This window comes from Neorhizobium alkalisoli (assembly GCF_007829835.1).
Lineage (GTDB): Bacteria > Pseudomonadota > Alphaproteobacteria > Rhizobiales > Rhizobiaceae > Neorhizobium.
Genome location: NZ_VIWP01000015.1, coordinates 1 through 21,137 on the forward strand (window position 1 = coordinate 1; position 21,137 = coordinate 21,137).

At 50.8% G+C, this 21,137-nt stretch carries 27 protein-coding genes; 25 read left to right on the top strand and 2 right to left on the bottom strand.

Annotated features, from left to right (window positions below; all coding sequences use genetic code 11):
• Positions 1 to 43 precede the first annotated feature (43 nt).
• Positions 44 to 499: a PD-(D/E)XK nuclease family protein gene (locus tag FHW37_RS30125; protein ID WP_145643262.1), complete on the bottom strand. Its 456-nt coding sequence runs from the start codon at positions 497 to 499 to the stop codon at positions 44 to 46.
• A gap of 29 nt (positions 500 to 528) precedes the next feature.
• Positions 529 to 873: a hypothetical protein gene (locus tag FHW37_RS30130; RefSeq protein WP_145643263.1), complete on the bottom strand. Its 345-nt coding sequence runs from the start codon at positions 871 to 873 to the stop codon at positions 529 to 531.
• 346 nt (positions 874 to 1,219) lie between these two features.
• Here FHW37_RS30130 and FHW37_RS30135 point away from each other — a divergent pair, with 346 nt between their 5' ends.
• The 25 genes from FHW37_RS30135 to FHW37_RS33800 all read left to right on the top strand — a co-directional run bounded on the left by FHW37_RS30135 (position 1,220) and on the right by FHW37_RS33800 (position 20,298).
• Positions 1,220 to 1,627 carry a hypothetical protein gene (locus FHW37_RS30135; RefSeq protein WP_145643264.1) on the top strand — a complete coding sequence of 136 codons (408 nt, stop codon included), beginning with the start codon at positions 1,220 to 1,222 and terminating at the stop codon, positions 1,625 to 1,627.
• A 443-nt stretch (positions 1,628 to 2,070) separates the two neighbouring features.
• Positions 2,071 to 2,316, top strand: a complete 246-nt coding sequence (locus FHW37_RS30140; protein ID WP_210249349.1) for a hypothetical protein — start codon at positions 2,071 to 2,073, stop codon at positions 2,314 to 2,316.
• Positions 2,317 to 3,132: 816 nt separating this feature from the next.
• Positions 3,133 to 3,579, top strand: coding sequence for a hypothetical protein (locus FHW37_RS30145; RefSeq protein WP_145643266.1), 447 nt, complete (start codon positions 3,133 to 3,135; stop codon positions 3,577 to 3,579).
• 333 nt (positions 3,580 to 3,912) lie between these two features.
• Positions 3,913 to 4,626, top strand: a complete 714-nt coding sequence (locus FHW37_RS34295; RefSeq protein ID WP_246691000.1) for a portal protein — start codon at positions 3,913 to 3,915, stop codon at positions 4,624 to 4,626.
• A gap of 520 nt (positions 4,627 to 5,146) precedes the next feature.
• Complete coding sequence (locus FHW37_RS34300) at positions 5,147 to 5,836, top strand: portal protein (protein ID WP_246691001.1); 690 nt, start codon at positions 5,147 to 5,149, stop codon at positions 5,834 to 5,836.
• The gene (locus FHW37_RS30155; RefSeq protein WP_145643267.1) at positions 5,833 to 6,072 is read left to right on the top strand and encodes a hypothetical protein; all 240 of its coding nucleotides are present in this window, start codon (positions 5,833 to 5,835) and stop codon (positions 6,070 to 6,072) included. Before FHW37_RS34300 ends, FHW37_RS30155 begins: the two co-directional genes overlap by 4 nt.
• A gap of 32 nt (positions 6,073 to 6,104) precedes the next feature.
• Positions 6,105 to 6,353 carry a hypothetical protein gene (locus FHW37_RS30160; protein ID WP_145643268.1) on the top strand — a complete coding sequence of 83 codons (249 nt, stop codon included), beginning with the start codon at positions 6,105 to 6,107 and terminating at the stop codon, positions 6,351 to 6,353.
• A gap of 127 nt (positions 6,354 to 6,480) precedes the next feature.
• On the top strand, positions 6,481 to 7,002 hold the full coding sequence (locus FHW37_RS30165) for a hypothetical protein (RefSeq protein WP_145643269.1): 522 nt from the start codon (positions 6,481 to 6,483) through the stop codon (positions 7,000 to 7,002).
• Between the two features lie 16 nt (positions 7,003 to 7,018).
• Positions 7,019 to 7,312 (top strand): SU10 major capsid protein, encoded by a 294-nt coding sequence (locus FHW37_RS34570; protein WP_281407292.1) that lies wholly within the window; start codon positions 7,019 to 7,021, stop codon positions 7,310 to 7,312.
• A 34-nt stretch (positions 7,313 to 7,346) separates the two neighbouring features.
• Entirely contained in the window at positions 7,347 to 7,946 is a 600-nt protein-coding gene (locus FHW37_RS30170) for an SU10 major capsid protein (protein WP_281407293.1), read from the top strand.
• A 192-nt stretch (positions 7,947 to 8,138) separates the two neighbouring features.
• Entirely contained in the window at positions 8,139 to 8,375 is a 237-nt protein-coding gene (locus FHW37_RS30175; protein ID WP_246691002.1) for a hypothetical protein, read from the top strand.
• Positions 8,375 to 8,656, top strand: coding sequence for a phage adaptor protein (locus FHW37_RS34305; protein WP_246691003.1), 282 nt, complete (start codon positions 8,375 to 8,377; stop codon positions 8,654 to 8,656). Before FHW37_RS30175 ends, FHW37_RS34305 begins: the two co-directional genes overlap by 1 nt.
• A gap of 40 nt (positions 8,657 to 8,696) precedes the next feature.
• Positions 8,697 to 8,933, top strand: coding sequence for a hypothetical protein (locus FHW37_RS34310; RefSeq protein ID WP_246691004.1), 237 nt, complete (start codon positions 8,697 to 8,699; stop codon positions 8,931 to 8,933).
• A complete protein-coding gene (locus tag FHW37_RS34315; RefSeq protein ID WP_246691005.1) occupies positions 8,927 to 9,559 on the top strand; it encodes a hypothetical protein in 633 nt (210 codons plus the stop codon). The genes FHW37_RS34310 and FHW37_RS34315 overlap by 7 nt, the downstream gene beginning before the upstream one ends.
• The gene (locus FHW37_RS34320; protein ID WP_246691006.1) at positions 9,528 to 10,022 is read left to right on the top strand and encodes a hypothetical protein; all 495 of its coding nucleotides are present in this window, start codon (positions 9,528 to 9,530) and stop codon (positions 10,020 to 10,022) included. Before FHW37_RS34315 ends, FHW37_RS34320 begins: the two co-directional genes overlap by 32 nt.
• Before the next feature lie 49 nt (positions 10,023 to 10,071).
• Positions 10,072 to 10,440, top strand: coding sequence for a hypothetical protein (locus FHW37_RS34325; RefSeq protein ID WP_246691007.1), 369 nt, complete (start codon positions 10,072 to 10,074; stop codon positions 10,438 to 10,440).
• Positions 10,441 to 11,321: 881 nt separating this feature from the next.
• The gene (locus tag FHW37_RS30200) at positions 11,322 to 11,687 is read left to right on the top strand and encodes a hypothetical protein (protein WP_145643270.1); all 366 of its coding nucleotides are present in this window, start codon (positions 11,322 to 11,324) and stop codon (positions 11,685 to 11,687) included.
• A gap of 22 nt (positions 11,688 to 11,709) precedes the next feature.
• Complete coding sequence (locus FHW37_RS30205) at positions 11,710 to 12,744, top strand: hypothetical protein (RefSeq protein ID WP_210249350.1); 1,035 nt, start codon at positions 11,710 to 11,712, stop codon at positions 12,742 to 12,744.
• Positions 12,744 to 14,156, top strand: coding sequence for a hypothetical protein (locus tag FHW37_RS30210; protein WP_145643272.1), 1,413 nt, complete (start codon positions 12,744 to 12,746; stop codon positions 14,154 to 14,156). Before FHW37_RS30205 ends, FHW37_RS30210 begins: the two co-directional genes overlap by 1 nt.
• 316 nt (positions 14,157 to 14,472) lie before the next feature.
• Positions 14,473 to 15,012, top strand: coding sequence for a hypothetical protein (locus FHW37_RS30215; RefSeq protein ID WP_145643273.1), 540 nt, complete (start codon positions 14,473 to 14,475; stop codon positions 15,010 to 15,012).
• On the top strand, positions 15,009 to 15,308 hold the full coding sequence (locus FHW37_RS30220) for a hypothetical protein (RefSeq protein ID WP_145643274.1): 300 nt from the start codon (positions 15,009 to 15,011) through the stop codon (positions 15,306 to 15,308). Before FHW37_RS30215 ends, FHW37_RS30220 begins: the two co-directional genes overlap by 4 nt.
• Positions 15,292 to 17,124: a hypothetical protein gene (locus FHW37_RS30225; protein WP_145643275.1), complete on the top strand. Its 1,833-nt coding sequence runs from the start codon at positions 15,292 to 15,294 to the stop codon at positions 17,122 to 17,124. Before FHW37_RS30220 ends, FHW37_RS30225 begins: the two co-directional genes overlap by 17 nt.
• Positions 17,125 to 17,761: 637 nt before the next feature.
• Entirely contained in the window at positions 17,762 to 18,832 is a 1,071-nt protein-coding gene (locus FHW37_RS30230; RefSeq protein ID WP_145643276.1) for a tail fiber domain-containing protein, read from the top strand.
• Positions 18,833 to 19,056: 224 nt separating this feature from the next.
• Entirely contained in the window at positions 19,057 to 19,887 is an 831-nt protein-coding gene (locus FHW37_RS30235; protein WP_145643277.1) for a calcium-binding protein, read from the top strand.
• Between the two features lie 234 nt (positions 19,888 to 20,121).
• Positions 20,122 to 20,298: a hypothetical protein gene (locus FHW37_RS33800; protein ID WP_186458474.1), complete on the top strand. Its 177-nt coding sequence runs from the start codon at positions 20,122 to 20,124 to the stop codon at positions 20,296 to 20,298.
• Positions 20,299 to 21,137 lie beyond the last annotated feature (839 nt).

Below are 21,137 nucleotides of genomic sequence, written 5' to 3' on the forward strand. Positions count from 1 at the left end.
CATCCACATTCAGCGCTCAAGATGGCTTCCCCTCGGCAGTTCATCAGGGCAAAATCAATCTAGCCGACCTGTCCGGTGAAACGGGGAGCACTCCAAAGGCCCGGTCGAAGTCCTTACGCGAAGCACAGAGAAACGCGACATATCCGCCGCCATGTGCTTCGTTTAAAGCGTGACGGTATTTCGAAACCTGCCCGGCATCATAGCCAGAACCCCATTTGACCTCGATCAGAAGCACAAATGGATTTCCAGCTACAGCGCCACTTATCTCAATGTCGGGGTATATGGTCGTTCCCGATTGCGATGAATAAGAAGAGCGGGTCTGAATCTCAACGTCAGGATCAACGTCATTTCCTACAAGATCCGCTAGAAACTGTACCCGAAAAGCGCCGTTCATCCGAAGAACATGAACGAACGCTTCGGTCAGAAAGTTTTCATTGGGCTTGACGTTTTCGCGATGCCGCCAGCCGAACAGATTGATCAGAAGGTTGTGGGAAGCCATCTTAGCTTGAACCTTGGCGCGTAGTCGAGTTAAGCAGCCTTAGGCTTCCGTCCGCGTTTCCCTTTAACAGGCTCTTCAACAGGTACGGCGTAAGCGTCTTCAACCATCTTCTGGAATTCGGCGTTGCTCTGTGCCGCATTCAAAGCCGAATGCAGGAATTCGAGAACCTTACCGCGGTCTGGAATGTCGTAGCTCTTATCGAGCTTTCCAAGCTTTACTGTGAAACCGCTTCCATCCTCTTTCGCCCAAGAGCGTGAGGTCAAATTACCGGAATTTACGGCCTCAATTTGCCGCTTCAAAGCCGATGTAAAAGTGTTCAGAGGAATGTTTTCGGTACGCTCATAAGCGCTTGCCAGTTCGAAGAAATCCGCCATGTTCATTCCCTTTCAAAGCCGCCATTCAGCTAAATATGAAAAACGAAATAAATTTGGAAAATGCAACATGAAAATTCAATTTAATCTACCCAATCGGATACGCTTCCGACATCACACAGGCCAAGGAGGACAATTCGTTTGACCAATGGGTTGAGGGTAAATTTGGCAATCGCATCCGAGAATTGATTTCGGACGATTTCGGTCTCGACATTCAAGAAACGCATTTCGTCGTAGACTTCACCTATGAGGATGACGGAATCCAGTTTCTTAAAATCTTTGGAGGGAGAGAAACGAATGACTGATTTCGATCCGCTTGACGCTCCCCTTCCCGATCCGCCGCAGAAGCGTGGCAGACCACGCCGCCGTAAGATGTCTGAGGAAGAAAGAGCTTGGCGAAGCTCCCCAGAATGGAAAGAGCATCTGCGCAATATCGGGTTCAAGAAGCGGTAAGGAAAAGACCGGTGGTCGCATCGCCACTCCCAAAGAAACCAAGGAATGGATTTCTGGCAAGAGTCTGGACGTTGCGGAATTCATGTACGGTGTGATGAACGATGAATCTCAGCCTGTGAAAGAGCGTATCAAGGCGGCTGCATGGCTCGGTGAAATGTCGATGGCCAAGGCTCCTACGCAACAGGAAATCAACGTCAATCATTCACACACGATTGCGAACATGTTGGCGTCCGTGAATATGGACCGATTGGAAAATTCTAAGACGATTGATCTCGTAGCCGTAGAGATCGAAGACAATGTTTGATTGGATCGCAATCGTCTGCATCGCCATCGGTGCTTGGCTCGCAGCTCACGGCATCTCGCCCGCCCATATAATTGGGGGCTTCCTTCGGACGGCGTTACCAGAGCAATCATCACTAAGTCTGGGAATATTTGGGAGAGATTGGCTTCAGGATTCACAGGTGCAAACGTCGCAGCTTTCCTAACTCCTGTGATTGGCCTTTATCTGGGGCTCGATCCCGCTACAGCAAACCGGCCTAAGTTTCGGTCTCGGATTGATACGGAATGTATCTCTGCGAAGCGGCGATCAACTATTTTAAGGCCTATCGAAATGATCCCGGCAAATTTCGCAACGATCTGAGAGCGTTTGTTCTTCGCCTTCTCGGACCTAAGCCGTAAAACCGTAAGGGACCCAAATCCCGTCATAAGCGTTGTAGAGAGATAGACCTCTAGCTGCGAGTATTGAATATGACTCAGATGTCGTTCACCGCACTGATTAGCCATCCACATGCGTACTCTGACCAGTTCACTCTCTTGGAATTGACCAACGAGGATGGGAGCAAAACACCACACTCGGCATTAGAAAATGGCCCTGTTTTTGCTGATAAGGACGCGCTTCAAGTTGCCCTCGCTGGTGAGCTTGCGCTTGATTATCAGTCCGTAGACGTAAACCTGAAGAAACGGACACGTGATTTCTCACGTGACGTTCATTGAAGTCTGGTCAGTCTTTTGAGATCGGATTTCGTCTAAATACCCGATGGAAAACAAAGACCTCTCAGACCTTAAGAAACTCATCGACCTTTTTCGAAGCGATATAGCTATTTTCGCCAAGCAGGTATTCCGGTGCTGAATTGACCGCCAAGCAGCGGTGAGTTTGCTGAAGCGTGGCGAACGAAGAGAACCGTCACATTTCGCGGCGGCACGTCCCTTGGAAAGAGCTTCATTGAGGCCGTGATATTCTTCCATTCTCTTATATGCTACGACAATGTTATTGTAACGATTGTTGGACCCTCCGAACCGCAGATCAAATCTGGTGTCTGGCGTCAGATTCAGCAGCTTCACGGCAAAATGAACCCAATATTCAAGGATGCTTTTGAAGTTTCCGCGACACGTGTCAGTCGCAAGATAAATCCGGCTGATTGCTATGGCGAATACCGCTTGGCCTCCCGGCGACCGTCCAGACAACCTAAGACGGCGTGCACGCAATCCACAATCATTGGTTGATAGACGAAGCCTCTCGGAATCGAGGACGAAATCTACAAGCGGCGCTATTTTGAACGCGCTCTCGGACCCCGATGGTCGCATAGCCCTTATATCCAATCCTTCGCGCACCGCGCGGATATTTCTGGGCATCCCATCGAGACCCTGATATCGCGCCACAGTGGACGCAGATACACGGTACTCTCTTTGACAGCCCAAATTACAACGCTGAAGGTTTTGAACAGCTCGCCAAGAATTTCGGCGGGCCTTTAAGCAGGGACTACAGGGTGATGGTGCTGCGGCGACTTCCCGTTGCAGGATGCCTCAGGATTGATCAGCCGCGAATTGATCGAACTGGCGATAAAGAATGATGATGTCGAACCTGCACCCAACGTCGCGCCTGTTTGGGGCGTAGACCCTGCTTTTCGTGGTGACGCGTCAGTTCTCTGCATCCGCCACGATAATACAATCCTGGACCTCTACGAGTACCATGGCTTGGATAGCACTCAGCTATCCTACAAAATCCGCGATCTTTATCAGTCTACGCCAAAGAACCTCAGACCGTCCGTCATCGCCGTAGACGCGACCGGCCTTGGTCATGGGGTAGCCTCAACCCTTCGCGATTTCGGACTACCTGTACATGCGTGTATATTCGCAGCCAGTCCACAGCGCCAACCTGAACGATATCACCGCACTCGCGATTTGATATGGCGGCGAGATGGCTGCGTGGTTTGCGACAGAAAACGTATCGATCCCGAACCACAACAAGCTGATTGAGGAACTGGCATCCGCCTCGTATTCAGATGATACTCGGCAAAATCAAAATTGAGGATAAGAAGTCGCTGAAGAAAAAACTTGGACGTTCGCCCGACTTTGCAGACGCCTTGGCGATTTCTTTCAGCCCTTCCCGCTCTCAATTCGCTTCGAAGTATTCGTGGTCTAAGCCAATCAATTACGCGGCAATTCAGAGCTTTGAATAAGCCTAAATACTCAAAAATAATGGGATTCAAATGACTGACGAAATTCTGAAAATTATTGGGCCAAGGCTAAAGGAAGCTGTGAATTTCAGCAATTCCAATATTGCGAATAAGCAGGAACAGCGGACTTAAGATGTACAAGCGCGATCTGCTAGCCGGAGATGACAAGTTAAAGGGCAGATCGAAATATGTCTCAAGCGAAGTGCAATCGAGAACGGATTGGCTTTTAGCTCAACTTATACGAATTTTTGAAGCGCCTCAATCTGTCGTGGAATTTACAGGAATTGGACCTGAAGACTCAGCGCTGGCTAAACAGCAGACAACCGCCGTCAATTGGATCATGCGCGTAAAAAATAGCCATCTTTCATATCTTCACCCGTGGTTCCAAAACTCCATAATCTCTGGCTTAGGGGTGGTGACTGCCGAATTTTCCACTGAGATCGAAGAGTCACTTCCACGTGTTGTTAAAGGCGTCCCAAACGAACAGCTCATTGCGCTCAATCAGCAGGAAGAGGCCGGACAGATCATTATTGAGTCGGCGTCAAAGCCTTATAGTCACCCTGCCCTACCCGGTGTTGAGCTTCGTGATCTCAAGATCAGAACGGTGCGAAAAAATCCCGTATTCAATATTCTCAGCGTTCCGCCCGAAGATTTTGTGGTTTCGAAAGATGCTCGCTTTTCAAGCGAAACAGGCGGCATAGAGGCCAAACTACAGGGACACCGCAAATATGTATCCCGCCAAGCTCTTATCGATATGGGCTACGACGCTGAGAAGGTGAACGCAATACCACTAGCTTCCGATAAATCGGAGCGGCCTAGCCATGGAACGAACAAGGGACCTAGATAGCAAGCAAGGCATTTCAGGCGATGACGTTGAAGTCTATCAGGTTTATTCTAAACTGAAGATTGATAAGAAGCCGCGTCACTACCGTTTAACGCTTGCCGGTGATCTCAACAGCCCGGTGCTACTCGATCACGAGGAAACGAGCAAATATCCGCCGTACGCGGCCCTGTGTCCGTTCCCAATTGCCGACACGCTTTTCCGGTCTTGGGCTGCCAGATAAGATTGGTGATGACCACACACTTATAACCCGCATGAACCGCGCCATGCTGGATTCGCTCCATTTTGCGGTCCATCCGCTCAAAATCGCGAATCCTTCGCTGGTGAATCTTGACGATTTGCTTAACGTCCATCCACGGCGCAGTTATTCGCTCTGAAGACCCGACAGGCGGCATTTCCTACTCAGCACCACCGTTCGCTGGTAGCGCAGCCCTGCCGATCATCCAGAACTTTTCGCAGGGGCTGGATTTCACGACCGGCGTTGGACCATCCATGGCCAGCATTTCGGCGCGGAGACCTTCAGGATGTGACTGCGACAGCAGCAAACCAAAGGACCAACGCATCTCAGCTTCTGGTTGAATCTATTAGCCGTCACTACGCTGAGTCGGGCTATAAGTATCTGACCAAAATAATAGTATCCCTTCTAATCGAGAAGCCGGAGGAGGCTCAGGCCTTCCTAATGCGTCTAACAAATAATGCGATCCCGATTGACGAATTTTCGCCTGAACTGGACGCAGCGACCAGTGTCGCGTTTTCTGTCATGAGCCGTGATCAGTCCACAGCATCTCTCACCAACCTCCTCGCTCAGCAGATGCAGGCTATGCAGGCCGGAATGCCATTTGTGCAGCAGCAGCATATCTATGAGACGCTTTCCCGACTGGCCGAAACCGCAGGCTTTAAAAATACGAGCCTGTTCTTTGCCGATCCTGCAACCCTGCCGCCACCTCCTCCGCCTCCGCCGCCAGTGGACCCGAACGCTTCAATCGTTGAAATCGAGAAGCTGAAGGCCTCTCTAAAGGCGCAATCTGATGAAGCGGACAGACAATTCCAGATGCAGAAGATTACCGCAGAACTCGATTTGAAACGTGTGGAATTACAGCAGGAATTCGATCTAAAACGCATCGAGCTTGAACTGAAATACGCCAAGCCAATTGAACATCAGGCTGTCGAAGTCGTCCAAGCATTGCCAATTTACCCTGAAGGATACGCCGAATGAATTCTCTAGACAAAGCAAATGCGGCCAGACGCCTTCAGGAAAACGAAGATTTCAAAATGATGATGGAAGCGATTGAGGCTGATATTTTCGAAGCTTTCAGAAACACCAAGCTAGGCGCTACCGAAGAGCTAAACAATACCCACGCACTTTCTCACGGTTTCAAGCTCATTCAACAGCGTCTCGAAAAATATAAAGAACTCGCCATTTTCGAAATTTCCAAAAACGAAAATCGCTAAATAAAAGTAACTGAATTTAAAAGGTTTTAAAAATGGAAGATGAAGCAACAATCCCGAATGAGGGAACTGCACTAGACACAAATTCCGCCGCTGATCTAATCAGCCAATTAGACATCTTTGATGACTCTGACACAGAGCAAACTGAAGAGCATGTTGAAGAACCAGTAGCCGAAGAGGTCACTGAGACACCAGAAGAACAGTTTTTCGATATCGATGGCGAACAGATTTCGCTAACCGATTTGAGAAGCCGCATTTCTGAGACAGCAGGATTACACGCGTAAGACGCAGGAGATTGCCGAACAGCGCCGTGTATTTCAGGAGAACCAACGCGATATAAATTCTCTACGATCAGAAGCACTGCAAAGCCTTGAAACGCTTAAGCAGCAAGTTTCCAGAGAGTTTCAGCAGATGGAATATCCTGATTTCGATTACCTCGCGGAAAACGATCCAGCTGAATACGTCCGACAGAAAGCGACGTGGGAGAAGCGTGAGAACGCGGTCAGGCAGATGTATGAAGCTGAGCAGCATATCAAAGCTAAGCAAGCCGAATACGAAGCAGAACAGCATAAGCTCGCAATTCAAGAATCCAGCGCCAAGTTCTACCAGAAATATCCTGATTTGAAGGAATCTGGAAAGTCGGAAGAAGTGTTTTCGGAAATCACCCAATATCTTATTGATACGGGATTTTCGAAGGAAGAAATTCAAGGCATCTCGGATTTCAGGATTATCGACGTTTTATACCAGAATGTTCAGGCCCAAAAGGCTCAGAAGACCATTCCGGCAGTCGTTGAGAAAATGAACCAGAAGCCTGTCCTGTCGCAAAAGCAGCCATCTCGCCAAACGACAGACTATGCCAAGCAGAATTTCGAAAAGTTCAACAACACGCGCAGCGTCACAGACGCGGCAGCGCTCATCAAACAGCTACTATAATAAGGAGAAGGCACCAATGCCCACATTAAAGACCACAGACGTAACGAACGTCAGAGAATCCCTCTCAGACATCATCAGCATGCTCAGCCCAACTGAGACCCCATTCATGTCTTCCATTGCTAAGACCGATGCTACCGCTGTAAAAACAGAATTTCTTAAAGATGACCTAGCGCCAGCTAATAAAGATAATGCCGCCGTTGAAGGCGCAGATGCTGGTGACGCATCTCAGAATGGTCCCACCCGTCTGTCAAATTATTGCCAGATATTCGTCAAACCGATCAACGTGAGCCGGTACTCTGAATGCCGTTAACACGGCTGGCTATAAGAACGAATTAGCCCGCCAGATTACGAAGAAGGGCCTCGAACTCAAGCGCGACCAAGAAGCTGCCTATGTTTCTCCAAACGCATCTGTTGCAACAGGTGCCCGTAAACTTGGCGGTGCTGAAGCTTGGATTTCCACCAATGCCTTCCATGGCGCCAACGGTGCAAGCACTGGCTATGCCTCTGGTGTTGTGAATGCGCCAACTGCTGGCACCCAACGCGCACTAACCGAGACTATGTTCGTGACGGCATTGCAGTCAATTTGGAATGCAGGTGGTTCGCCAAAGGAAGTTCTCGCAAATGGAACTTTGAAGACCAAGATTTCATCTTTCGTTGGCGGCGGTACAAAGCAGCAGAACGCCAAGGACAAGACTGTCCATCAGAGTGTCGATTTGTACGTCAGCGACTTCGGAACCGTATCAATTACGGCTCATAGGAACGTGACAAGCTCAACTGTAATTGCATACGACCCGGAATTATGGGCAATCGCAACTCTCAGAAAGTATGAGAAGCAGGCACTAGGAAAAACTGGCGACTCTGAGAAATTCCTACTTGTTACAGAAACGTCTCTTGAATCCAAGAACGAGGCCGGTAACGCCAAGATCGCTGACCTGAACGGCTAACAATCGAGAAATTCAGGATAAAACTAGGGGCCTTTCCGGCCCCTTCTTCTATGTCTCGAAATCTATAAATATCAATAAAAATAGGTGATGATTTGGAAGATTTATCGGTAGCTGACTTGGTCCAACATGGGACAATCGTTTGGGAAGATACGCCGGAATATACCGTCTATCTCACCCGTGATCGGTGACAAAATGATTGTCACAACAGAATGGAAATCCGTTCAAGCCCTCCTCGATTCAAATTCGAATGAATCTGCCGAATTCAATCAAACTGGCAAGCATGGCGATATCGTCAAAGTCGCGGGAATTCCTATCGGTCTATACTTCGATTGGAAGAGACAGGGCATTACCGATGATCCTGAAGCCCTTCGCAGACGCTTAAATGACAGGGACTTTTCAAAATTCCGCACGAATGATTGGAGCCTCTGATGAGCTACGAAGAGCTTCTATCGACCATTGAAAGCTACACGATCCGAACCGACGCACCGATTGAAAGCTTCATCCGCCGTGCGGAAAGCTACCTTAGAACCATCGTGAGGCACTACCTATCTGAGAAGACCGTGACTTTGTCTATTGCCGATGGTGTCGCGCCCCTCCCCGATGATTTCCGAGAAATGCGCCTCATCACTGGTAGCAAGACCTATAAGCCGGTATCTCCGATGAACGCGGTTCTAGCCTGTGATGAGGTGCGGCTACTATCGTGCGGGTGATAGCCTGACGTTCCTTGGCGAGCCTGATGCAGAAGTTGCAATGCTTTATTCAGCTGCTTTCCCCGATCTCACCACAGACCAGACCAATTGGCTCTTTGATCGTTTCCCGAACGTCTACGTGTCCGCGATCCTAAAGGAATTCCACCGTTGGCAGACCGATGCCGAAGGGGTCCAGATAGAGGATGCGGCTTTAAAGGAAGCTCTCTCGATTGTTGGCGAAGATGACCGCAAGGGACGCATTACAGGGCCGATCATCATGGGTGTCACCAGATGGTGATAGATATCCCCTTCACAAGCTTTACGCCTGACCTTCCTGCACTCAACAATCCCGGCTTAGTCCGCGCGCATAATGCGTCTGCTGGGGGAAGCTCCTCACAGGGTGGCGTGACGTTCTATCCGCTTAAGGCCGCTTCCCTTTATTCAGATACGGTCATGGCATCCCGTCCAATGGCTTCAGCGGTGGGGCAGGACAGGTTCGGCAATGCAAAGGTTTATGGCGCAGCGGCATCAGCCCTATACAAGCTTGCCCCCGCTGATCGCGAATGGACGAATATCAGCCGAACCGCAGGATACACGACCACGGGAACCGAACGCTGGAAATTCGTTGAATTCGGCTCTCTGCAGATCGGCACCAACTATTCGAACGAACCGCAATACATCGACATGAACACCGACCTAAAGTTTGCCGACCTCACGACGCTGGTGAAGGGCCGTCACATAAACACGCACAAAGGTTTCGTGATACTCGGAAACACGTATGACGCGTTAGACGGCGCGGTTCCATATCGCGTCAGATGGTCCGGTTTGGAAGCTCCCGCAGACTGGACGTTTTCAGCAGCAACTCAGGCAGACTTTCAGGATATCCATGGCTATGGCGCAATTCAGCGGCATCGTTACGGATGACTCCTGCTACATCCTCCTTCAGCGCGGCATCGTGCAAATGACCTATATCGGCGCGCCCTACGTCTTCCAGTTCACGGATAGGGTGACCGGCAAGGGTTGTTCAGTTTCGCAATCCATCATCACGGTCGAGGGTAAAACCTTCTTCCTGTCAGATGATGGCTTTTACGTTCTTCAGGGTGGACAGCTTCAGCCAATCGGTATGGGAAAGGTCGATCGATGGTTCTTGGATAACGCTGATCTAAATCAGGCCCACCTCATGACAGTCGCCGCCGATCCTCGCGAAACCCTCGTTTACTGGCAATACGTTTCGAAAAGCAGCGTGACCGGTAAGCCGGATATGATGCTGATTTTCAATTACCATACGCGGAGAATGGACCACAGCGGATGCCACGACCCACTTCATATTCAATTCCGTTTCCTTGCCGTGGACAATCGATCAGCTAGACGAGTTCGGCACCCTTGATGCTGTTCCGGCATCCTTCGACGACCCTATCTGGTCAGGTGGTCAGGCCATGCTTTGGGGTATGAGCGAGACAGGCCAAGTCTATTCCTTTGGCGGCAAGACCATGGAACTCAGTATCGAGACCCCGGAATTCCAGCTTTCCAAAATCTTTCCAAACGAAAACCAAGCCGATATTGCCCGTGTCGATGCAGCAAGACCCCTGTTCGAAGGCGATGCCGTTGGACGTATTCAAGTCGGTACAAGAAAGCTTCAAAATACCAATCTCGACTGGTCAGCCCTCAAGGAAACGCATCCTGAGACCGGGTTTGCCTATTTCCGTGAACAGAGCCGTTATCAGCGCTTCCGCCTCAATGTGTCAGGCGATTGGAAGAAAGCTTATGCTCTTCAGATCGATGGCCGCGTCTCAGGACGCAGATAATCCTAAATACGAGTAAAGGAATTCGATCATGGAACGCGTATATAATCACACCGATAGCAGGCAGATTGCCAGTCTTTTAAATCAGGTTATCCGGTCAATTTGAGAACACCGGCTCAATTTCGCTCGCCAATTCTACGACCACAACCACACTCGCCAATCCCAAAATCACAGCTCAAAGCAAGGTTTTTCTACAGCCTCGCAATGCCAATGCAGTAACATCAGGCGCTTACATTTCCACCATCACGAACGGTTCGTTTATCATCACGCATGCCAGCGCGACGACCATTCGCACATTCGACTACGTGTTTTTCCTATGAAGATTCGGATATAGCAAAAAAGAATATCGCAGGGTTCGTGAGTGGCTATTAAGCGCTCTCGCACACAATCCCGGTCTTATCAAAGAAGCTGATTTAGTCGCCAAACTTCGCGCAAATGAATGGCATTTGATTACGACCGATAACGCCGCGTGTGTTGTCCAATTCTGCGAAAAAGAGAACCGAAGGTGCGCGAATATTCTTGTAATTGGTGGTGTCGAGAACGGTTCCCTTCGCGAAATTATGACGGCTTACGGTGGGCTATCCGAAGCGCTTCGATATCTTGGTTTCAGCTATATTTCGGGTCAGCCACGCAAAGAATGGCACCGATTTCTAATTTCAAAATACGGCTTCACAAAGCATGACAACGAATTGATCAAGGAGCTTATCTAATGCCCTCAACACCAAAAGAGACGACTACAAAGGTCGAGCCGTGGGATGGCGCTAAGCCTTACCTCTTGGAAAATTATAAGGACTTCGCGGACCTTCTAGACAAGGGTGCGCCTCAGGCTTGGCAAGGTCCAACAGTAGCCCGGTCGTTCTAAAGATACGCTGCAAGCTCAGCAGATGGTCGAAAAGATCGCGCGTGATCCAAACGCGTCTTCAGTTCTCACCAATGCAACGAATGGCGTAAACTCAGTCCTCAACTCAAGTGTGAATGGACAGGCAGCGAATACGCTCTCATCAATCCAGAATTCCACTAATCCGACCGATGCTATCGCAGCCATGATCGCTTCCGGTCAGTCTGGTCGTGCGCCGGGAGTTTATAACCAAAACTACAGCAATCCTGCCCTTTCGCAGGCGTCTGGCTATGGCAGCTACACCAATGCAGCTGGTGGTCTTCAGGCGGCTCAGGCCAATAATCTCGCTTCCACCAATAACCCTGCGATGGATTATCTGAAGCAGACGGCATCCGGCGCGAACATCCGGTAAGAATCCGTACCTTGATCAGATGGTGTCGAATTCTCAGGATGCCATTGCCCAAAAGCTTCAGAACATCACCAATCCTGCGATTAACTCTCAGGCGGCTTCGCTTGGCCGAATGGGCTCAGGTGCGTTCGCGTCTCAGGTCAACAACGCTCAGACCGCAGCCGCCAATGAAATGGCGAAGGTTGCAACTGATCTATACGGCAACCAATATAATCAGGACGTGGCTTCTCAGCAGAATGCCGCTCAGCAGTACGGCAATTTCTACAATCAAGATCAGCAGAACCAGTTAAACGCCAATCAGGCTCTTGCCTCAACCAATGCGCAACAGCAGCAGCTTCGTCAGGCTGGCACGTCTCTATATGGCAACCTTTCGGATGCTCAGCAGACACAGCGCTTGAACGCTGCAAACTCAGCCAACCAGCAATTCAACGCCAACCGCGACTATCAGCTTCAGGGCGCGAACCTGCTGTCGAACAACTATCAAAATAATATCAGCAACATGCTGAATGCGGCGAATTCTCAGATTTCAGCAGATAACGCGCTGAACACTCAGAAGCTGAATGCTGCCGGTATGGCCGGTTCAACCTACCAGAATCTCTATAATCCTGCGCAGGCCTTGGCGGGTGTTGGTCAGCAGAAAGACCAATACAATTCGACCGTTCTTCAGTCCAAGGTTGACGCTTGGAATCAGGCACAGCAGCAGCCGCTTCAGAATATCGCGAACTTCACCAATCTCCTTAATGGTGGCGGTTATCAGAGCACCACTCAGCCGGTCTATTCCAACACCACTGGCCAGATTCTTGGTGGTCTCTCATCTCTCGCGGGCCTATTCGCCCTGTGCGATATCCGCGAAAAGATTCTCCATCGCCTTGTCGGTTTCATGCCTCTCATCAACGGCGAGAAAATCTGCATTTACGAATTCACGTACAAGGACGACGAAGATGCAAATATTTGGATCGGCCCGGTAGCTCAGGAGGTCGAGGAAAAGACCGGTGCGGTTGTCGAAGTCGAGGGCCGCAAGCTCATCGATGTCGAAGCCTTCATGAAGGAGGCCGCGTAATGGGTGTCTTTGATTTCTTAACTCGCAAGAGCGCCAACAATGATCTTCAGGCCGTTCTATCACCGCAGAAGTCTGATAATTTCCTTTCGCAGTTTTTGCCGGAAGATGACGAAAAGCGTTCCCAATTAGCCCGCGCTCTCATTATGGGCGGCGCTTCCGCCATGGCGGCTGGTGGCCCTTCAGTCGGCAAACCTACCAATCTGCTTTCCGTTCTCGGTCAAGGTCTAGCTGGTGGCGTAAAAGGATATTCCGACGCCGAACTTGCCGACAATGATCTTGCCAAGACACGCGCGACGAACGCCACAAATCAATTTAAGATGCAATCCATTGCCGATGGCCAGAACCGCGCTAAAGCATTCTTCGCTAAATACGGCTCACCCGGTCAGGGCGGCTATAGTCCTGAAGCCCTTGCCGAACTTATGCAGGTCCAGCTTCTCAACGGTGATGAGGAAGGCGCTCGCAAGACGCAGGAACAGCTTCAAAAGCTTCAGCAGCACGCAGCCGATAACGGCATGGTTCTCGGTTCAGACGGCGGTTTCAAGCTTGCTCCCGGCTACGGGGAGTCCTTGTTCGACACTGAAAAGGCAAAGGGTCTCGGCAAGGCAGTAGGGGCCAACCAAGAAAAAACTGGCGATATCAAAAATTTTGAGTACGGCAAAACCGATCCGGGCTTCGTCGATTACCAGACCGCTCAGAAGAAAGCTGGTGTCGCGAATCCTGACGATAGTTTCGGCAAGAAAGCCAGTGAACTCGCTGCGACCCGCTTTGACGAGTTGGCTAAACAGGGTCCTGAAGCTCAGCAGCTTGTCGGCAACGTCAAGACCCTTACTGAACTTGGTAAAACCATCGGGACAGGCAAATGGGCTCAGGTCAAAGCTTCCCTTGGTCCTTGGGCAAAGGGACTTGGAGTAGACGTTGACGGCCTCGATGAAATCCAAGCCTTCGATTCACTCGTATCCCGTACCGCGCCATCTCTTCGCGTTCCGGGTTCTGGTGCAACATCCGACTTCGATGCGGCGCAATTTCTGAAATCAATTCCATCACTTGGAAACACGCCTCAAGGCAATGAATTGATCGGTGCCACGATGAACGCCATTGGCTCGAACAAGATAAAAGCCGCCGAAATTGCCAACAAAGTCATGAGGAAAGAGATAACTTGGCAGGATGGTGACGCTCAGATTGCCGCCCTCCCCGATCCTTTCACCGCTTTCCGAGATTATAAGACAGCATCCGACAAGGCTGGAAAATCAGGCTCTTCCTCAAAGTCTCCAACAAGTGACAAACAGGATAACGGGGTTTCCCCAAAGACCAGCCGCGTTGCGGTAGTCAGCTCGGAAGCGGATTACAACGCCCTTCCTTCCGGTACCCCTTATCGATTTTCAGATGAAGATACAGTGAGGATGAAGAAGTAATGGCCAGCTACATCCAATATCGTAATCAGCGGTGCCACCAGAAATCAGCCGCTATCTGACGACCTTATAAAACGCCTTCAATATCTTCAGGATATGGGGATTACGGCTGAGGTATTCTCCGGTGGTCAGGATGCTGAAGGTCCCAATCGCACGGGTTCCCATCGTCATGATCATGGCGGCGCAGGCGATGTGTTTTTCTACAAGGATGGCCGTAGGCTGGATTGGGGCAACCCTGACGATCTTCCAATCTTTCAGGACATTGTTAGCCGTGGAAAGCAGGCCGGAATAACAGGTTTTGGCGCACGGTGACGGTTACATGCAGCAGGGCTCCATGCACATCGGCGGAGGCAATCCCGGCGTGTGGGGCGCTGGTGGCAAAGGTGACAATGCACCGGCTTGGCTGAAGAACGCGTATTATAACACGACCGATGCCACAGATCCGCAGATGGTTGCCGCAAAGACTGAAAGCGCGTCAGCACCTTCGACCAATCCTCTTTATAACTCCGCCCAAGCTTCTGCCGGTCCTACGGCGACACCTCCTGCACCGGACGAAAAGAGCCACAACGGCATTCTTGTTCAGGCTTTCAACAAGCTAACGGGCAATGACGTGCAAGTTCCCGGCTCAATCCTTGGTGCAGACACCGACAAGCTGGCCAAAGGTTTTGCGGGGATTGGTGATTTCGCCAAGGCTCTTTCAGCCGACACGGACTCGATAAATAGCCAGATAGCACGCGGTGCGGCACGAGCGCAGGCAGGCAGGAATGATCAGCCGGTAGAGCTTACGTTCTTGGACTTCGCCGCCGAAAGAAAAAAGAAAAAGGGCGGGATATCCGGCCTAGGAGGATACTTCGTATGAGCGACTGGAAGACGAAAATTATCGAAAAGGACACGGTGCTTCCATCAGATTGGCGCAAGAGGGCCATGGAGTCTGATGCAATCGCCGCCAAAATTTTTGAAGAACCTGGCCCCAATCCGCTTGATCTCGACACATCCGCTGACGCTCCGAACTACATCCGCCTTCAAGTGGGTGCGCTCGACAAGCCGGAAGATCGTTTAGCGGCCCTTCGCAAAACTTACCCAGATGCGAAGCCGTATGGCGAAGACAACTTCATCTACACAGACGAGAAGCGGAAAGGTGAGGCTCTACAATGACGAGTCGTATTTTCCTTCTCTGGGAGATATCGTCAGCGTAGCGCCTGAGATCGCCGAAGGACTTGGTGGCTTTGCCGGTGGTGTTATGGGTGGTGTCGGCGGTGCGGCTCTCGGTTCGACGGTTCCGGTTGTCGGTTCTACAGCTGGCGGTGTTGCAGGCGCGATGACCGGTGCTGGTCTTCTCGGAACCGCTACCAAGGAAGCCACGCAGCGCGGATTGAATTGGTTATTCGACAATAAGGATTCCCGCACGACCGGCGAACAGCTTGGTGATGCCTTGGTTTCATTCGGCGTAAATGCCGCTGGCGAAGGTGTCGGGCGTCTTGCTGCGAAAGGCCTTCAGGCAGGAAAACAGGCTTGGGTTGGTCGTGCGATTGGCGGTGCTGCCGATGATCCCGCAAAAGCTGCTGAACGTCTCGCAGATTGGCAGGCTATCGGAGTCGAACCAACCGCAGGCATGATCAACGGTCAGAATAAGTCATCCCTTCTCGAACATGCTTTGATCCCTACCCGATCCGGCAATGAGATCGACAAACGCGTTGCACAGGCGTTCACCGCTCAGGGTGATGAATTCGGTCGTATTGTTTCAGGCATTTCCGATAAACCATTATCGATCAGCGAAGCCGGGGAAGCTCTCCAGAAGCAGGCTCAGGCTGCAAAACAGGCTCAGCTTGCGAAGGCCGACGAACTTTATTCCGAAGCTGGAAAAAAGATCACCAGCCCTGCCCGCGTTGATGCGACTTCGACATTCCTCTCCGACCTTCAAGCCAATCGTGCCGGGATGGGTGAATTCGATAAGTTGACCAAAGGATCACAGACAGATTCCGTTCTGAACATCGCAAAATCTATCGTCACAGATGCTCAAAAGGGAATGTCTTTCGATGCTTTGAAAGCCGCTCGTACTCACGTTGGTCAGCTTGCCGCTGATGCGGAAGACCGCGTTCTCAAAAACCATTTGGACGGTCTTTACGCGTCTCTGACCAGTGACATGGAAAAGACCGCCGTAGCTTCTGGCGACGATGCGCTCAGCTCATTCAAGACCGCCAACGACCATTTTAAAGGCTACATCGATCCTGTGACGGGTTTCGGCAAAGGTTCGGAAGCCGACACCATTCTGAAAAAGAACACCGACGATATTTTGAATTGGTCCATGTCCGGTGCCAAGAATGGCGGCAATCGTATCGCCTCTGTTCGCCGCACGATGCTGAAGTCCGATGGCGGTCAGGCCGCATGGAATGGTGTCACAGCTGGTGTAATCGACAGGCTTGGTCGTGGTTCTGATGACGCCTTCAATCCCGCCCAATTCATGAGGTCTTGGAATAAGCTTAGCCCGGAAGCAAAGGGCGCAATCTTCGACGGAACTCCAAATGCCCAATTCAAAAATGATCTCGACCGATTAGCGAGAATTGCCGACAACTTTGGAAAATATTCCAAGGGTGCAAATCACTCGAATACGTCAAATCATCAGGCGATCAAGGAGTCATTGAATCCTCTGTCCAAGGAAAATGCGATTATTTCGTTCTTGGGTGGCGCTGTAACCGGCGATCCTATTTCGGGTGCTTTGCTCGGTGCTGGGAAAGGTGTTGCGAAGTTTGGTGCCTCCCGCTTGTCGCAGTCCAGCCGTGCGAAGCTGATGACCTCACCTGAAACCGTCAATTGGCTTGTCGGCCTTCCAAAGGCTGAGATGACCAAGGGTGGCGTTAAAGGCCATATCAAAAAGCTCTATGAATTCGGCAAAAATACCCGCGACAATGCGTTGGCTGCTGCGATTGACGATTACCTGAGAGACCTGAAATACAGCGACGAAGACCGCTAAAACCTAAATATTACAGACGATTAACAAGAAGGCAGAAAGCCCCATGTCAGATTTAATAAGTTCAGATTTCGCTGAGCAGGATGCTAACAACAGCGCACCATCCCCGAACCGGAGTGCAAGGAGGCTACAGCCCTAGTTCTGTGCGGTCCTATCATCCGCGCCATTCGTGGAGCGATGAAGCGTTTTTATGTTCAATCCAACCCGATCTATACGACAACGGGAACAGCGAACGCCTACCTCCTAACATTCGTGCAAGGTCCTTCGGCCTACGACAAAGGCATTATTTACCGTTTTATCGCTCACGCGGATAATACCGGCGCGGCAACCATCAACATAAATTCTCTCCGGTGCTAAGGCCATTGTTTCTCAACGTGGCGAAGCCCTTTCAGCGGGTCAGATCAAGACTGGCGACGTTCTCGAAATCGTCTATGACGGCACCAATTTCCGCCTGATATCCAACGAGAAACACAACCCGAAATTTACGGGTGTTCTCGCCGTCACCGATGCAGCTCCGTCACTTCTGCTTACCAATACGGCAAACACGGCAGCTCCTACGACCGCTAGATTAAGCGTTTCCGGCAACAATGCTGTTCTTCAGGTAGGGGCCGCGAACACCGTTACAGTCTCAGCCAATAATATGACTATTGCGGGTTCGATCAACACAGCGGGCCTGACCTCATCGACGGCAATTTCTTCCACGGGTAGCGTGACTGGTGCGGGACTGATCTCCACGGGCGGCATTAGCGCGACCGGTAACATTGCTTTGGCGGCGGGTGCCGAACGTCAGATTTCTTTCGGTGACTTCGGCGGCTATCTCTATGGTAATTCCAGTCAGGCTGGTCTGTATTACCCCGCTGGCAACAAGTCACCATGGTACTACAATAAAACGAATGATCTCGTAAATTTCCAAGCCGGTTCTCTCCAGCACAATGGAACCACAGTCGTCACGAACAGCGGTGGCACTTATTCGATCAACATTACGGGTAATGCTGGTGGCAATGCCGCAACAGCTACAACCGCAACCAATGCTAACAGATTGCTGCTTAATGGCTCTGGTTACACGAACTTCAATTGGGCCGGTCAAGGCGGTCAACCAACATGGCTGTGGGGCGGTAACGACGCAGGCAATATGTACGTCTACAATCCGTCCAACTTCTCGGTGAATTACGCCAATGGTGCTGGTAACGCAAATACCCTTGGCGGTCTCAGCAATGCCTACTTTATGCAGCGCTTGACAAACACCAACCTCACCGACAACGAAGGCTACATCCGTTTCTTCTTCGCCGGCAATGGTCAGTACACTGTAATTCGCGGTGGTGGTGATCCTATCGTGCGCTTTCAGAACTCTAACGGAAGCAACGCGGCTCAGATTCGTTCTGGTGGTACCTACGAAAACCTATCAGATCGTCGCACGAAATATGACATTGTGGATGCCACCGATATTGGCCGCGATCAGCTCATGGCGCTGCGCCCTCGTTGGTACAAGCGTATCGGTATCGACAAGGTCGAACTTGGCTGGATCTCGCAGGAAGTCCGCGAGGCTCTTCCAATCGCCGTTCAGCCGATTAACCCCGATGATCCTGACGAACTACTTTATATTGACGAGAAAGCAATCTCGGTCGCCACGGTCGCAACGCTTAAGGAAGTCGTTGCCGAACTGGAAATGGTCAAAGCTGAGCTAGCCGCTCTGAAAGCCGAACGCGCTTAAGACGCGGCTTGCAACACGGAGATTGTATCGTATGCTAAGGAACCGGTTCCCCCGGTTGGTTGACCAGACTTAGCCCGCGCTTTCATTAGTGCGGGCTTTTTCTTGGCTACCATAGCTTCTTTACGAGGTCAAAAATCTCCTTGCGTTAAAAGACGATCAAGAAAGTTGATTAATACAGCCGGAAGGTGCAGATTTGGGCATCATATGCTTTAGGGAGAGCGCCTATGTCTAATATCGTGGTCACAAATCTTATAGAATCCATTCGTGAAGACGCGAACATTGGCAAAGAAGTTGCCGTAATTTCTGTCGCGGACATTGGAGTATCCATTAGTTCGATCACCATCGAGTCATTCCAGCACGTCGATTACGGTGGCATCACTGGGTGGGAGGATTACGCAGGCGATTTGTTTGAAGTTGTCGGCACGAAGGTTCTTCTCAAGGCCGACTTGGATTACGAAAAATATTGGGACCATCCTGAGTACCAGTCGGTGAACTTCACTGTGACTGCAACCCTCTCGAATGGAACGACCGCGACAGCTTCAAGCTCCCTCGCTCTGACCGACGTCATCGAAGAAATCCGTGGCACCGGAAAGTCCGAAACCATCGCAGGCACTGGCGCAAAGGACAAAATCATCGCTGGCGCTGGAAACGACAAGGTTTTCGGCTATCAGGGCGACGATGTAATTTACGGCGGGAACGGACAAGACAAACTATACGGCGGCGAAGGATCGGACACCTTCCTCTACAAATCGGTCAAAGAGAGTGCCATTGGCGCTCATGATCTAATCATGGATTGGGATCATGAGCCGAACGGCGGTACCCGCGATGTGATCGACCTTCGCGCTATCGATGCTCGCTCAGACTACTTCGGTGATCAACCGTTCAAATGGCTCGGCATAAAAGGCTTTGACGGCAAAAAGGGCGAATTGAACTACAAATATGAGAAGGACGGCGATACGCACATCTACGGCGATTTGAACGGCGATAAAAAAGCCGATTTCGAGATCGTTCTGGACGGCAAGCACAAGATGTATGCCGACGATTTCTTCCTATGAGCATAACTTAGCCCGCGCTTCCACTAGTGCGGGCTTTGTCATTGTCAGACCGCCCAGAATCTTGCATCTTCTCATTGGGTTCAGCTCTCCTGAACCCATGGAAGCAAGCAAACTTACCCGCGCCGACAAGCGCGGTTTTTTTCATGCGCACCAATCTTGACGAAACCAGCGAGACTAATACTTCAGTTTTTGGGGTGTAGGCGCTTATCTGGCTATTTTGAGATGGACTCGCACATGACATCCAAATCGACATCGCAACGGCAACAAGACAAACGGCTTGTGCAGCTTTTGTTTTTGGAAAATGAATTTGCGCTTACTCGGTCATCTGAGCGCATCGTTTTGAGCAAGCGAGACGATACTTTTCCGAGTGCGGATGCTCTGGCGATCATCTCGCTCTTCCGCAATCACTGAGCTGCACTTGCACTGATGCTTGGACGACATATATCTGGGTCCGCCATCTCTTTGGGAGAAGTGTTTGGCAGTTGCGGGGGGAGAGTTGAGCTGGAAACCGGCTCTCCCTTCGCTTTAAAGTTTTCCATCCGCTTTAAAACGAGATATGCAGAACGCGCCCCATGGCTTGCGCGGGCAAGGAGCGGTTCGTTCGTAAATCAAAGCCGAATGAGCCGTTCCGGTTATTAACCATCATTGCTGCGCGTACATTTAATTTGACTAATGGTCATGATAGATTGCGGCGATGAAGGATTTTCTTGCAACCTTCGTGATGATCATCGCCGCTGCGGTAATTCTAGCCTACCTAGTCGCGTTCTGGTCGGCTCTGTCGTAGAGAGGGAGGGTCGCATCGCTACACAACCCTCCCCCGCACAGGTCAGCCGCGCCCCTCCTTATAAAATGAATTGAGGTAAAAAATGGACGCGGCTAACACGAGTTGTGGGCAGTCTCCGACACTACCCTTGCGCGGCAACCCTACAGCGGTGGCAAGTTAAATCTAAATAGCCTTCCTTTTGCGATTACGCTTGTACTTGCCTTTGTGTTTATACGGGCGTCGGTTTGAGAGCTGAAGGCTCCACGGAACCCACCTGAGATTTCCGGCCTCGTAATGGCCATCAACGTCAATTCGGTCGAGCGTTAATTCAGGCGACGGCTTCGGACCAACCGCGATTAGAAACTCGCGAAGGGTTTTGATTTTGCACTCAATTCCGCCTCCCGCCGTAATGGTGGAAGGCAGGATGGTTCGGGTTGCGACAACGCTGCCTCATATTGTGGAAGGCAATATAAAGCGACCTGCGCTC